This is a genomic window from Nosocomiicoccus massiliensis, assembly GCF_000438455.1.
Taxonomy (GTDB): Bacteria; Bacillota; Bacilli; order Staphylococcales; family Salinicoccaceae; genus Nosocomiicoccus; species Nosocomiicoccus massiliensis.
This window is the reverse complement of the sequence record NZ_CAVG010000057.1, coordinates 1-12,910: the sequence shown is the minus strand read 5'-3', so window position 1 is coordinate 12,910 and position 12,910 is coordinate 1. Positions and strand designations below refer to the sequence as shown.

The following is a 12,910-nucleotide window of genomic DNA, read 5'->3' as shown; positions in this document are numbered from 1 at the left end:
AACAGGGTGAGATCTTGAGTTTTTGTTAATTATATTGATATATCTAACAAATTAGCGATATTTTTGTAAAGTAAAAGAATAAAAACCCTCTGAAGCGATTATTTTCTAGGAAATCGCGTCTTCCCTAAAAGTTTTAAAAGATAAATCGCACTTTCCTAGCATATGTGTTTAGGAGGGATAAAAATGACAATAAGTGAATTAGAGTTTTTGGAAAGAAGATATGATTTGGACCGAGAGCAACAGCTTGAACTCGAGTTAGAGAGAAAAGGCAAGGTTGGAGAATTTTATTTTAAAAGTTTAATGGACAATAAGTTAAATGATAATATCGCGGTGATCACTGATTATCGTTTTGAAAGTGGCGGAAGTGAATGCCAGATTGATTTTTTAATCGTGTTGAATAATACATGCATTATCATTGAGATCAAAAACTTCTATGGTGATTTTGAATTGCGAGAGAACGGTTTTTATCGTTTAAATCCTTTGCGTAAAATTAAAAATCCGTTGTCTCAAACAGAACGTGCAGAGATTATGTTAAAAAATCATTTGAAACGGCTAAATTTAAATTTAGATGTTCGATACTATGTGGTGTTTGTAAATGATCAATGTTCAATTTATCAGTTAACGCGTGATAAGCCGATTGTGATGGCGAGTCAACTGAATCGATTTTTAGAATCACTAAATGAAGAAGCATACGATAAAAATCATAGCTATACGTTGAAGAAATTAGAGTCTGCTCGACTGAAGGAGTCGCGTTATAATCTTGAGTTGAAATTGGATTTTAGTCAGGCGAGAAAAGGTCTAACGTGTCAAAGCTGTTCGGGATGGCTTGAGGTCGAGACGTATAATAGCTTGAAATGCCGATCGTGTGGTGCTGATGAAAAGATCGACGACGCGATTAGAAGAAGTATTACCGAGATGAAGACGTTATTTCCAAATGATGCAATTACATTGAGTCGTTTAAGTGAATGGATTGGGCACGCGTACACACCGAGCAAGCTGCGACGATTATTAAATGTGATCTGTCACAGTCACGGAGATAAGAAAGGACGACATTATACTTTAAAGGGAGAAAATACACTTTCGTAAAATTATAATTAACAAAAATATCCGTATTCTGTTAGATATCCGGATATATTTAACAAATTTCGGTCGTCGGGTGTGGTTTTTGTTAAATATATTTTTTTATCTAACAAAAACCGGGTGAAATTCTGAGTTTTTGTTAATTATCTTGATATATCTAACAAATTAGCGAGATTTTTGTAAATAAGCGCTGCTCATAAGGTCCTTTATCCTTTATAATGATAAAAATACACTTCCACAAGATTATAATTAACAAAAATATCCGAATTCTGTTAGATATCCGGATATATTTAACAAATTTCGGTCGTCGGGTGTGGTTTTTGTTAAATATAATTTTTTATCTAACAAAAACGGAGTGAAATTCTATAATTTTGTTAATTATCCTAATATATCTCACATATTCGAAGTTTTTTTGTAAATAATTAGCAAACACACCCCACCAAAAGAACAAAAGCCTACTGAGACGCTCAACTACTGGGAAACTCATCTATATTCACACAAAAAAGTCCCCTCTAACCAAAGAGGGGACTACCTAATATTTACTTCTCGAACTCGCCAAAGTTCATGACGATTTTTAAGAAGAGTTCGAGTACGGATTTCATGCCGTCCTCGTCGATATCGAATTTTGGATGGTGGTGTGGATGTGTGATTCCTTTGTCGACGTTCCCTACACCTGTTGAGAAGTAGCAACCGGGTACTTTTTGTAAATAGTACGCTGCATCTTCTCCGCCCATCGATGCAGGAAGTTTCACGACGCTTTCGACGAAGTCGACGTCTTTTTCAGCTAGACTGCGCACGTAATCCGTCATTTTGACATCGTTTTTCAGTGCGGGATAACCGTGGTGAATTTCAACATCGAAGTCGACGTTTTGTGCGAGTCCAACGCCTTTAGCGATTTCTTCAATACGTGATAGTACAAGTTCGCGGACGTCACTTTCATATGTGCGGACAGTTCCTTTTATCTCGACGTATTGTGGAATGACGTTAAATGCTTTTCCAGCATTAAATGCAGTAACTGAAAGTACTGCTGATTCTAACGGATCGACATTTCTCGATACAATAGACTGTAATTGCTCGACTAAATACGCGGAAGCGACGACTGGGTCGTGCGTCGTATGAGGTGCAGCACCGTGTCCACCTTTACCTGTCACTGTAATCGTGAATGTGTCTGCATTTGCGTACATTGATTCGTAGTTCCATCCAAATTCATGGACAGGCTTTAAAGACGCAACGTGTGTGCCGAAGAAGTAATCGACTCCATCTAAACAACCGTCTTCGATCATCGATTTCGCACCCCCTGGAACGAGTTCCTCAGCATGTTGGAAGATAAAGACCACGTTTACCGGTAGTTCATCTTTATGTTCTGATAAAATATGTGCAAATGTAATCAGTGCAGCTGTATGCGCGTCGTGCCCACAAGCATGCATCACACCGTCGTTTTTAGATTTATACGGTACGTCGTTTTCTTCTTGGATTAAAAGCGCGTCGAAGTCTGCACGAAATGCGAGTGTATCGTATGATTCATCGACGATTAAACGCGCGACGACACCATTTCCACCGACGTCTCTTTCAATTTCTAAAGGTAAATTTTTTAATTCATCATAAATATATTGTTTTGTTTTAAACTCTTGAAATGAAGGCTCTGGGTACATATGTAAATGTCTACGTCTTTTCACAGCGTCTTCAAAATGTTCGAGTATCGCTTCACGAATGTTCATAGAATCTCCTCCTTACTCGTCCCATGTAATGATATTTTCAAGTTCAATAATTTTCATAAACATTTTTAAAGCGGACAACATCGCATCTTCATCTAAATCAAACATTTCATGATGGTGCGCGTACGTTGAATTTTTACTTTCATTACCTGAACCTGTTAAGAAGAACGCACCCGGAGTATCCTGAATGTAAAACGAGAAGTCTTCACCGATCATTAAAGGTTTTGTGTCTGTGTAATTTAAACCGAGTGATTTTGCTGCTTCCTCTATGATACCAACTTCTCTTTCGTGGTTGATCACTGGTGGGAAACCTCTATGGTAAAAGAAATCAGCTTCCGCACCACGTTTTTTAGTTGCAGCTTCAATTTCACGTTCAAAGATTTGCACGATTTCTTCTCTGACGTCGTGGTCAAAAGTGCGTACTGTACCTTCTAATACGACGCGGTCTGGCATGACGTTGAATGTGTCCCCAGCTTTAATATGACCAAACGTCACAACCGCACGGTCAATCGGTGAAATTTGACGGGATACGACCGACTGTAAATTCACTATTAACTCGCTCGCAATTAAAATCGCGTCGATGTTTCTTTGTGGATAAGCTGCGTGCCCACCGCGCCCTTGAATCGTAATTCTAAATTTATCAGGACTCGCAATTAGTGCACCACTCGTTGAGTGAATTTCATGTGTATCGAACTGACTCCAGTAATGTTGGCCATAGACAAAGTCGACGTCGTCTAAAATGCCGTCTTTAATCATCGCTTCAGCGCCGCCTGGTGGTTCTTCTTCACCGTATTGGAAGATGAAACTCACTTTACCATTTAATTTGTCTTTATATTTTGAGACAGCGTCGACGAGTGTGAGCAGTGTCGTCGTATGCGCGTCATGTCCGCATGCGTGCATCACACCGTCCACTGTAGATTTGTACGGTACGTCTTTTTTATCTTGTATTGGTAACGCGTCAAAATCAGCACGAAACGCAATGTGCGGATGCCCGCTACCAAAACTTGCAAAGATTCCTTTACCGTCGTTGTCGTCGTTTTCACCGACACGCTCTTTAATTTCAATGCCGTCATACGACTTTAAACGATCTAATATAAATTGATATGTTTTTTCTTCTTGAAATGAAAGTTCGGGATGTTGGTGGAGATAGCGTCTAGTCTCGACCATGTCACTTTCATAGTTAGAAACGAGTTTTTCAATCGTCATCGTAACATCACTCCTGTCTTTAATATTAATAGTGTAACAGAATCAATTGGAGAGCGGGGTAAAATAGTCCGAAAATTTCAAATACATTATAAATATCATTTAATTTTAAGTCACTTTGTATTCTGTTAAAATATAAGTTAAGAACATTAAGGAGGACGTTTAAATTATGTCAAAGACTTTACAAGAATATTTAAATCAGAATTTAACTGAATTAAAGGATAACGGTCTATACAACGAAATCGATGTTGTAGAGGGTGCGAACGGTCCAATTATCAATATCGATGGAAAAGAATTAATTAACTTATCGTCAAATAACTATCTCGGTCTTGCAACAGATGAAGAAATGAAAGCAGTTGCAAAAGAAGCGATCGATTCACACGGTGTCGGTGCAGGAGCTGTACGTACGATTAACGGTACGATGGATCTTCATAGAGATTTAGAAGAAAAACTTGCGAAGTTTAAAGGAACAGAAGCGGTTATTGCGTTAACGTCAGGGTTTAACGCAAACCAAGGTGCAATTCCTGCAATTATGAAAAAAGGGGACGCAATTCTTTCTGATGAATTAAACCATGCGAGCATTATCGATGGATGTCGTTTATCTGGTGCGAAAATTATTCGTGTAAATCACAACGACCCAGAAGATTTACGTAAAAAAGCAAAAGAAGCGACAGAGTCTGGCGAATACAATAAAGTGATGTACATCACGGACGGTGTATTCTCAATGGACGGAGACGTCGTAAACTTACCTGAAATGATTAAAGTCGCAAAAGAATTCGATCTTATTACGTACGTCGACGACGCGCATGGTTCAGGTGTTATGGGTAAAGGTGCCGGTACAGTGAAGCACTTCGGTTTAGAAAAAGAAGTCGACTTACAAATGGGTACTTTATCTAAAGCAATTGGCGTCGTAGGAGGATACGTTGCGGGATCTAAAGATTTAGTCGACTACTTAAAAGTTGCAGCGCGCCCGTTCTTATTCTCAACAGCGCTGACGCCAGCTGATACTGCAGCAATTACAAAAGCGGTAGAAAAATTAATGGCATCAACTGAACTTCACGACAAACTTTGGGAAAATGGAAACTATTTAAAACAAGGCTTAAAAGATGCTGGATTTGACATCGGAAACTCTGAAACACCGATTACTCCTGTTATTATTGGTGAAGAAAAGAAAGCACAAGAGTTTTCACGTCGTCTACAAGAAAAAGGCGTCTACGCGAAATCAATCGTATTCCCAACAGTACCAAGAGGCACTGGACGCGTGAGAAACATGCCAACAGCAGCACACACTAAAGAAATGCTCGATCAAGCAATCGAAATTTACACTGAAGTCGGTAACGAACTCGGCATCATTTAAGGAGGATTTTCATCGTGGAAAAGTTTTTAGTGACTGGAGCTTTAGGACAAATTGGGACCGAACTCGTCGTACGTTTAAGAGAAATGTACGGCGAAGAAAATGTGTTGCCGACGGATATTCGTATGCCAGAAAGTGGTCCGATGGTCGGTAAACCGTTTGAGATTTTAGATGTGACAGATAAAGAACGCGTTATGGAGGTCGTTGAAGCGTTCCAGCCAGATTCGATTCTCCATTTAGCGGCGTTACTCAGTGCGACTGCTGAAGAAAATCCAGAGCTCGCTTGGCATATTAATATGGGCGGTTTATTTAATACGATTGAAGCAGCTCGTATTTATGGTGCGCAGTACTTTACACCAAGCTCAATCGGGAGTTTTGGTCCGAGCACGCCAAAAGATAATACTCCACAGCACACACTGATGCGTCCGACGACGATGTACGGTGTAAACAAAGTGGCGGGAGAACTTCTTTTAGATTATTACTATACGAAGTTCGGTGTCGATACGCGTTCTGTACGTTTCCCTGGTTTAATTAGCTTTATGCAAGAGCCGGGTGGTGGAACGACAGACTACGCAGTTGAAATTTATTTTGACGCGATTCGTAAAGGCGAGTACACGTCCTTTATCGACAAAGGGACATACATGGATATGATGTTTATGGATGATGCAATCGATGCGATTATCGACTTATTACATGCGGATCCGGAAAAATTAAAAACGCGTAACGCGTTTAACGTTTCAGCGATGAGTATTGAACCTGAAATGGTTGCAGAGTCGATTCGTAAACACATTCCAGACTTTAAACTGAATTATGATGTTGACCCTGTGCGTCAAGGGATTGCAGAGTCATGGCCAAACTCCCTCGATTGCAGTGAAGCAAAAGAGCAATGGAATTTTAATCCGAAATATGATTTAGATAAAATGACAGAAGTGATGCTTAAAAACATCAAAGTAAAAGTGACAGAGCAGTAGGTGATTTTTTGGTAAAAGTGATCGCTTATGATAAAGACGGCACGTTACTAAATTACGAAAAAATTTGGACGCCGTTCGCGAAGGCGAGTTTAGACGCGTTTGAAGCACATTTTGACCTTGGATATGACGAGGCGTTTAGACGTGAAGTCGGATTTGTTGATGAAAAAATTCAGCCGAACTCGATGCTTGCTTCTGGAACAGGACGAGACATTCAAAATGCGTATGACAGACGCGCAGATGGTGGCGGCGACTGGGCAGAAGAGTATTATTTGAAACACGTTCATAAATACTTAAATAATATGGAGCTACTTCCTGGTGCTGTCGAAGCGTTAAAAGAAGGACAGAGACTCGGTTATAAAAATGCGATTGTGACGTCTGACTCGAGACTAAGTACAGAAGCTTTTTTAAAGAAATTTAATTTAAACGGACTTGTCGATTTTGTGATTGCTGGAGACGATTCAACATATTCTAAGCCGGATGTTGAAGTCCTCGATACGATTATTGAAGCGGGTTATACGTATGATGAAATTGCAGTTGTCGGAGATAATTATACGGACACTCAACTTGGAAAAGATGATGGTATCACGACAATTGGTGTCTTAAGTGGCACTTCGACTCGAGAGTTTTTAAGTGACGCAGATCATATTGTTGACGGTGTGCATGAATTATTTAACGGTGGGAAGTTTATCGTCTAATGAATCACGAAAAATATATGCAGCACGCAATTATAGAGGCTAAAAAAGCAGCGGAGATTGGTGAAGTACCGATCGGAGCAGTCATCGTAAAAGATGACGAGGTCATCGCTCGCGCACACAACTTACGTGAAACATCGCAGCAACCGACCGCCCACGCGGAACTACTCGCGATAGAATCCGCGTGTGAAGCGCTCGGCACATTCAGGCTCGAAGAGTGTACACTTTATGTGACACTCGAGCCGTGTGTCATGTGCAGCGGGGCGATTATAATGAGCCGTATCCCAACTGTCGTATACGGTGCGTCTGACAAAAAAGGCGGTACAGTCGACAGTTTAATGCATTTACTGAGTGAGAAGCGGTTTAATCACCAAGCAGAAGTGATTTCTGGTGTCTTAGCAGACGAATGTGGACAAATGCTCACGGACTTTTTTAAAGAGTTGAGAGCGAATAAAAAACGAAAACGCCTTAAGTGAAACACAGGCTTGAAATGATGATATTTCAAGCCTTCACTTAAAGGCGTTTTTTATTTGAATTCGTCCGGTTTTCCGAGAAGTAATAAAGAAACAGCAACGACGAGTACTGCACACATAATAGAGTACATAAAAATACTTGAAATACTACCAGTCGGAGATTCGACAAGGTTATTAATCGTATTAAACACTAAAAACGCGATCAACATGACGCGTAGTGCGTAGAAAATTCGAGTTTTGTTCATAAAATTGAGTCTCCTTAACGGTTTATATGTCTTAACTATAACGAAGTGGGAGAAAAAAGGCGAATGGCTAGTCAGACAAAGTAGAGACCAGGTTTTTGTTCTTTTGAATAGGAGAGAGATGGATATAAAGTATAATAATACTATTTCATCTGGATTTATCTAACAAAAATATTATGATTTTGTTAATTATCCAGAAATATTTAACAAATTCTGGTCGCCGACCGCGATTTTTGTTAAATATAATTTTTTATCTAACAAAAACTGATGAAAAACCCGCGAATCTGTTAATTAAATCGATATATTTAACAGAATCGACTAATTTTTGTAAATAAGATCAGGCTTGCGGTATCTTTTCATCTTTTAAGAGTAAAAACATAACTTCTCCAAAATTTATTTAACAAAAATATCGTGATTTAGTTAATTATCCGGATATATTTAACAGATTCTAGTCGCCTGGCGCGATTTTTGTTAAATATATTTTTTTATCTAACAAAAATCGATGAAAAACCCGCGAATCTGTTAATTAAATCGATATATCAAACAGATTCGACTAATTTTTGTTAAATAAATCCCATCACACACACACCACGAACAACTCCAAACAAAAAAAGCTAGACCCGCCTAGGTCTAGCTCACAATTATTATTTCTCAAATCTCATACGGCTGAATGCATCGTGTTGGTGGATGCTTTCTTCGTTGCGGCACTCGATTTCAAATGCCTTAACCCATGGTAGATCATGAATATCGTATGCGACGAGTCGAATGAGGTCTTCGACGAAGCGCGGGTTTTCATACGCGCGTTCTGTAACCATTTTTTCATCTGTTCTTTTTAAAATCGGGTACAACTGACTCGATGCGTTAATTTCTAACGCGCGGTAGACGATTTCTTTGTAATCAGCAGGTACTTCTTCGTTTTCATCGATATCTAGAAGCACAGTTATAAATCCACGCTGGTTATGCGCGCTGTACTCACTGATTTCTTTTGAGCATGGGCATAGTGTCGTGACGCTTGCTGTCATACCGAACTGTGTTTTTGTCACAGCGTCATCCGTGTATTCCATATGATAACGTACGTCCGCGTGCGCTACCGCATCAAGCTCAGTGCCAGGTGACGGTTTGTTGAAGAACCATGTCGACTCGACAGTAAGTTCTGATGATTCCTGGTTCATACGTTCTTTTAATACTGCGAGTACTTTTTCTAGCGTATCAAATTCGAGTAAAATACCGCCGTCATTTTGAGTTTGTAACGACTCTAAAATTCGGCTCATGTTGATTCCTTTTTCGTCTCGTCGTAAGCTCGTTGCGAGTTCGAATTTCCCAACAGATTGGTAATTTCCAACTCGAACAGGGTACGTCAGGTTATTGATACCGACAGATTGTACGTCAAAGAGGAAGTCTTTTTTCGTATTCTGTAAGTCGGCCATTTCTTCTTTCGTTTTTGGCTTTGTCCCTTTAATTGGATCGACCGAACCAAAGTGTTTATATCGCGCTTCGCGATTTGAAAGATCTATATTCGTCATGCTTAGCTACTCCTTATTTTTCCAATCATTAATATCGTAATAATAGAAGTTTTCTTTTTCAAACCAACGCTCGCGTGCCTCTTTACTAAATTGAGTATCTTTACACAGCTCAATTAACAGCTTTTCTGTTTGAGATTTATGTGCAGCGAGTACTTCTTTTTTACGTTCAGCATACTTTTTAATATCCGTTTGAAGTGTTGGTTCGCCTAAATCAGTAAACGTACGCTTATCAAACGCGACGAGCGTTAACGTTGGGCGCTTACTTTCTTCCATATCAGCGACGACGTTTAACACCGCTTCAGCAGTCGCTTCGTGATCCGGGTGTACGCTGTAACCCGGGTAAAACGTAATTAAACGCGTCGGCTCTGTGTCTTCGATTACTTTTCGTATATCATTTTCAAGAAGTTCTTGATTTTCAAACTCGAGTGTTTTATCTCTATAATCTAAAAATCTCACGTCTAAATCCATGAGACGTGCCGCTTCTAGTTGTTCTTGTTTACGTAATTTAGACAGTGCTTCACGCGTCACTGGTGGGTTACCGATGTTGCGTCCCATATCACCATACGTTAAGCACGCATACGTCACCGGTACTCCCATATCTCGGTACGTCATTATAGTTCCTGCAACGCCAAACGCTTCGTCGTCTGGGTGAGGGTAAATAATCAGTACATGATTTTCTTTTGCAAGTGACATAATATCCCTCGTTCAATCTTATTTTTTTAGTTTCTCTCGACTAATTTCTAATGCAGCAGCAAGTTTTCCGTCGTGGTCAATACCATGTAGGATAAAGACCCCGTCCTCTACTGTGTAATGCGACAGACCAGTCACGTATACCCATCCGTCATTGTCGAGTTTAAGGCCAACGCGGTACTCAAAATTACCGCCACCTTTAAGCGACCCTTCAGTGTACGTGATTTGGACGTTTCGGACAAACGTGCCCGTATTAAATTTCGTATCATCGTTATGACTTGCATACACGCCACTTGTTACTTCAACGTATAAGTAAACAGGTTCGTTTTTATGTGCGTCGAGTAGGCGTTGTACTTCAGCTTCATCTATTCGTTTTAATCCCATTATAATCCTCCATAATATAATAAGAGAGATAAAAATCTCTCTTACCGTTATAGTGGTTTCACTTGTACGTCCACTGTACCAACTTTATTGTATGCGTTGTGTCTGACAACTCCAACGTGTTCGTTCATTTGTGAACCGTGCTTAATTGCCGATGCGACGAATGCTTTTGCTGCTTTAACCGCTTCAAGTGGTTCTAATCCATTCGTAAAGTTCGATGCAACTGCTGCAGCGAATGTACATCCTGCACCGTGGTTATATGCTTTTTCTAATTTATCTGCATATAATCCGTAGAAGTTTTCACCATCGTAGAAGATGTCTAGTGCTTCATCGACTTGAAGATCTGTACCACCTTTAATAACGACGTACTTAGGTCCGTACTCGTAAATCTTTTTAGCCGCTTCTTTTACTTCTTCAACAGTTTTAGGTGTTTTCATGCCAGCTAAGTTACCCGCTTCAACTAAGTTTGGTGTTACGATTGTTGAAATCGGAAGTAATTCTTTTTGCATGCTGTCAACAACACCTGGGTTTAATACTGTGTCGTCACCTTTACATACCATCACTGGGTCGAAGATGAAAAACTCCGCGTCACTTTTTTTGATTGCTTCGCTTGCTCGAGAAATGACGTCCTCATTTGGAAGCATTCCTGTTTTAACAGTATTTGGGCTTAGTGAAAGTGCTGTCTCGAGTTGTTCATCTAACACTTCTAATGGAACATGGTGTACGCGGTGAGACCACGTATTTGGATCCATTGACACGATCGTTGTGAGTGCACAAAAACCGTATAAATCATGATCTTCAAATGTCTTTATATCTGCTGCGTAACCAGCGCCTCCTGAGACGTCTGTTCCCGCAATTGTAAGTACTTTTTTCTGCGTCATATTACTCATTCTCCTATCCTAGGCAATAATGATTATATTTTACTATATAAAGTGCTCTTTATCTACAATGATGCTTAACTTAAATGGTATACTGTGAATGTAGGAGGCCTGCTATGAATTGGTCAGAGTGTTTTAAAATAATTAAACAAAAATGTGATTTTACCGAGCTTGAAACAGTGCTCGAAAATAAATATAGTGACGGTGTTGTTTATCCAAAGCGAGATGAAATATATCGTGCGTTTCAGTTAACACCGTTTCAAGACGTGAAAGTCGTCATACTTGGCCAAGATCCTTACCACGGTGAAAACCAAGCGTATGGACTTGCGTTTAGCGTGCGACCTGGCGTGACGGTGCCGCCGAGTTTACGTAATATGTACAAAGAACTTGAAAACGACCTCGGTGTAAAACGCACAGACGGTGACCTTTCAGACTGGGCGCGTGAAGGGGTGCTACTGTTAAACACTGTGTTAACAGTCGACGCACATAAAGCGAACTCACACCGCGGCATCGGCTGGGAGTGTTTCACTGACTCAATTATCGAAACGCTAAGTAACGAACGTGACGGTCTCGTGTTTATTTTATGGGGAAATCCCGCAAAGAAGAAAATAAAGTTAATCGATACGTCAAAACATAAAGTTATTACCGGCGTGCATCCGAGTCCGCTCGCTGCAAATAGAGGTGGATTTTTCGGGACGAATCCGTATAGTAGGGCGAACGCGTACTTAATCGAACAAGGAAAAACGCCAATAGATTGGAGTGAACAGTTTGAGAAAAAAGGTCATTAACTCAATTAAAAACGAACTAGATTTATATGAAACGTCAAACGACGAAAAGCATTTATATACAGTTGAAAAGTTGGTACAATTATTAAAAGATAAAACACCCGTTGACGATGAGCCTACTAAAGACGTGAAAAAAGAAACGCGTCCGTTAAAAAAACGTACGCTCGATAACACGTATATTGCGGGCGAATCGAAAACGTCGATTTTTGATTTTTAAGGAGATTAGTAAATGAGAATGTTAATTATACTCGGTGCAGTGAACGCGCTCATCAGTGTCGCTGCAGGTGCGTTTGGCGCGCACGGTTTAGAAGGAAAGTTATCAGAACATTATTTAGAAGTGTGGGAGACAGCGTGTAGATATCAAATGTATCATGCGCTCGGGTTGATTTTACTCGGTGTATTAAATGGTTTAACAGGAACTACAATGTTTAATGCAGCAGGAATCGTAATGTTCATCGGGATTCTATTATTTACTGGGTCACTATTTATTTTATTGACAACAGGCATCGGTATCCTCGGCGCGATTACACCAATCGGAGGCGTGATGTTTATCGCGTCATGGATCATGGTAATCGTCCAAATTTTAAAAGTGAAGATGTAATGATAAGTAAGCACCTCTTTTGTGAGGTGCTTTTTTGATGGAGATGCAAAGCTGGTTGCTAGGTTCGTCGGGTAGCAGGCTTTTCATCTTTTATTTACAAAAATTAGTTGAATTTGTTAGATATATCGTTTTAATTAACAGATTTATAGGTTTTTCATCAGTTTTTGTTAGATAAAAAGTTATAATTAACAAAAATCGGGTCCGACGACCAGGATATGTTAAATAAACCCGGATAATTAACAAAACCGAGATATTTTTGTTAAATAAATCTGCACGGAATTGTGATTTTACTATTTAAAGATGAAAAACCACCTTCGGCCCG

Annotated in this window: 15 protein-coding genes; 8 read left to right on the top strand and 7 right to left on the bottom strand. The window is 39.8% G+C overall.

Features of this window, described 5'->3' with window-relative positions:
• The first annotated feature begins 183 nt into the window (after positions 1 to 183).
• Positions 184 to 1,086, top strand: coding sequence for a nuclease-related domain-containing protein (locus TJ68_RS02890; RefSeq protein ID WP_040928639.1), 903 nt, complete (start codon positions 184 to 186; stop codon positions 1,084 to 1,086).
• Positions 1,087 to 1,619: 533 nt separating this feature from the next.
• Here the strand turns inward: TJ68_RS02890 and TJ68_RS02885 are convergent.
• Together TJ68_RS02885 and TJ68_RS02880 are read right to left on the bottom strand one after the other, a co-directional pair.
• A complete protein-coding gene (locus tag TJ68_RS02885; RefSeq protein WP_040928638.1) occupies positions 1,620 to 2,798 on the bottom strand; it encodes a M20 metallopeptidase family protein in 1,179 nt (392 codons plus the stop codon).
• Positions 2,799 to 2,810: 12 nt separating this feature from the next.
• Positions 2,811 to 4,001, bottom strand: a complete 1,191-nt coding sequence (locus tag TJ68_RS02880) for a M20 metallopeptidase family protein (protein ID WP_040928637.1) — start codon at positions 3,999 to 4,001, stop codon at positions 2,811 to 2,813.
• A gap of 166 nt (positions 4,002 to 4,167) precedes the next feature.
• Here TJ68_RS02880 and TJ68_RS02875 point away from each other — a divergent pair, with 166 nt between their 5' ends.
• From TJ68_RS02875 to tadA, 4 genes are read left to right on the top strand one after another with little or no spacing between them, the layout of a single operon-like run.
• A complete protein-coding gene (locus TJ68_RS02875) occupies positions 4,168 to 5,355 on the top strand; it encodes a glycine C-acetyltransferase (RefSeq protein WP_040928636.1) in 1,188 nt (395 codons plus the stop codon).
• Between the two features lie 14 nt (positions 5,356 to 5,369).
• Positions 5,370 to 6,323 (top strand): NAD-dependent epimerase/dehydratase family protein, encoded by a 954-nt coding sequence (locus TJ68_RS02870; RefSeq protein ID WP_040928635.1) that lies wholly within the window; start codon positions 5,370 to 5,372, stop codon positions 6,321 to 6,323.
• A gap of 17 nt (positions 6,324 to 6,340) precedes the next feature.
• Entirely contained in the window at positions 6,341 to 7,018 is a 678-nt protein-coding gene (locus TJ68_RS02865) for an HAD family hydrolase (RefSeq protein ID WP_238316021.1), read from the top strand.
• The gene (tadA, locus tag TJ68_RS02860) at positions 7,018 to 7,491 is read left to right on the top strand and encodes a tRNA adenosine(34) deaminase TadA (protein ID WP_040928633.1); all 474 of its coding nucleotides are present in this window, start codon (positions 7,018 to 7,020) and stop codon (positions 7,489 to 7,491) included. The genes TJ68_RS02865 and tadA overlap by 1 nt, the downstream gene beginning before the upstream one ends.
• Before the next feature lie 50 nt (positions 7,492 to 7,541).
• Here tadA and TJ68_RS02855 read toward each other — a convergent pair whose 3' ends face one another.
• The 5 genes from TJ68_RS02855 to thiD form a co-directional block, all read right to left on the bottom strand.
• On the bottom strand, positions 7,542 to 7,733 hold the full coding sequence (locus TJ68_RS02855) for a hypothetical protein (protein WP_040928632.1): 192 nt from the start codon (positions 7,731 to 7,733) through the stop codon (positions 7,542 to 7,544).
• 641 nt (positions 7,734 to 8,374) lie between these two features.
• Positions 8,375 to 9,253, bottom strand: coding sequence for a GTP cyclohydrolase FolE2 (folE2, locus tag TJ68_RS02850; protein WP_040928631.1), 879 nt, complete (start codon positions 9,251 to 9,253; stop codon positions 8,375 to 8,377).
• 6 nt (positions 9,254 to 9,259) lie between these two features.
• A complete protein-coding gene (gene bshB2 / locus TJ68_RS02845; RefSeq protein ID WP_040928630.1) occupies positions 9,260 to 9,946 on the bottom strand; it encodes a bacillithiol biosynthesis deacetylase BshB2 in 687 nt (228 codons plus the stop codon).
• Positions 9,947 to 9,964: 18 nt separating this feature from the next.
• On the bottom strand, positions 9,965 to 10,327 hold the full coding sequence (locus tag TJ68_RS02840) for a DUF1806 family protein (protein WP_040928629.1): 363 nt from the start codon (positions 10,325 to 10,327) through the stop codon (positions 9,965 to 9,967).
• Positions 10,328 to 10,374: 47 nt separating this feature from the next.
• Complete coding sequence (thiD, locus tag TJ68_RS02835; protein ID WP_040928628.1) at positions 10,375 to 11,205, bottom strand: bifunctional hydroxymethylpyrimidine kinase/phosphomethylpyrimidine kinase; 831 nt, start codon at positions 11,203 to 11,205, stop codon at positions 10,375 to 10,377.
• A gap of 113 nt (positions 11,206 to 11,318) precedes the next feature.
• Between thiD and TJ68_RS02830 the strand changes: the two genes are divergently transcribed.
• The 3 genes from TJ68_RS02830 to TJ68_RS02820 are packed head-to-tail and all read left to right on the top strand — an operon-like array spanning position 11,319 to position 12,588.
• Positions 11,319 to 11,990 (top strand): uracil-DNA glycosylase, encoded by a 672-nt coding sequence (locus TJ68_RS02830; protein WP_040928627.1) that lies wholly within the window; start codon positions 11,319 to 11,321, stop codon positions 11,988 to 11,990.
• A complete protein-coding gene (locus tag TJ68_RS02825) occupies positions 11,971 to 12,204 on the top strand; it encodes a hypothetical protein (RefSeq protein WP_040928626.1) in 234 nt (77 codons plus the stop codon). Before TJ68_RS02830 ends, TJ68_RS02825 begins: the two co-directional genes overlap by 20 nt.
• Positions 12,205 to 12,216: 12 nt before the next feature.
• The gene (locus TJ68_RS02820; RefSeq protein ID WP_040928625.1) at positions 12,217 to 12,588 is read left to right on the top strand and encodes a DUF423 domain-containing protein; all 372 of its coding nucleotides are present in this window, start codon (positions 12,217 to 12,219) and stop codon (positions 12,586 to 12,588) included.
• Positions 12,589 to 12,910: the final 322 nt, after the last annotated feature.

Excerpts from the sequence above, each read along its gene's own strand:
- TJ68_RS02890 (WP_040928639.1), top strand. The coding sequence starts at position 184 with ATGACAATAAGTGAATTAGAGTTTTTGGAAAGAAGATATGATTTGGAC.
- TJ68_RS02885 (WP_040928638.1), bottom strand. The coding sequence starts at position 2,798 with ATGAACATTCGTGAAGCGATACTCGAACATTTTGAAGACGCTGTGAAA.
- TJ68_RS02880 (WP_040928637.1), bottom strand. The coding sequence starts at position 4,001 with ATGACGATTGAAAAACTCGTTTCTAACTATGAAAGTGACATGGTCGAG.
- TJ68_RS02875 (WP_040928636.1), top strand. The coding sequence starts at position 4,168 with ATGTCAAAGACTTTACAAGAATATTTAAATCAGAATTTAACTGAATTA.
- tadA (WP_040928633.1), top strand. The coding sequence starts at position 7,018 with ATGAATCACGAAAAATATATGCAGCACGCAATTATAGAGGCTAAAAAA.
- TJ68_RS02855 (WP_040928632.1), bottom strand. The coding sequence starts at position 7,733 with ATGAACAAAACTCGAATTTTCTACGCACTACGCGTCATGTTGATCGCG.
- folE2 (WP_040928631.1), bottom strand. The coding sequence starts at position 9,253 with ATGACGAATATAGATCTTTCAAATCGCGAAGCGCGATATAAACACTTT.
- bshB2 (WP_040928630.1), bottom strand. The coding sequence starts at position 9,946 with ATGTCACTTGCAAAAGAAAATCATGTACTGATTATTTACCCTCACCCA.
- TJ68_RS02840 (WP_040928629.1), bottom strand. The coding sequence starts at position 10,327 with ATGGGATTAAAACGAATAGATGAAGCTGAAGTACAACGCCTACTCGAC.
- thiD (WP_040928628.1), bottom strand. The coding sequence starts at position 11,205 with ATGACGCAGAAAAAAGTACTTACAATTGCGGGAACAGACGTCTCAGGA.
- TJ68_RS02830 (WP_040928627.1), top strand. The coding sequence starts at position 11,319 with ATGAATTGGTCAGAGTGTTTTAAAATAATTAAACAAAAATGTGATTTT.
- TJ68_RS02820 (WP_040928625.1), top strand. The coding sequence starts at position 12,217 with ATGAGAATGTTAATTATACTCGGTGCAGTGAACGCGCTCATCAGTGTC.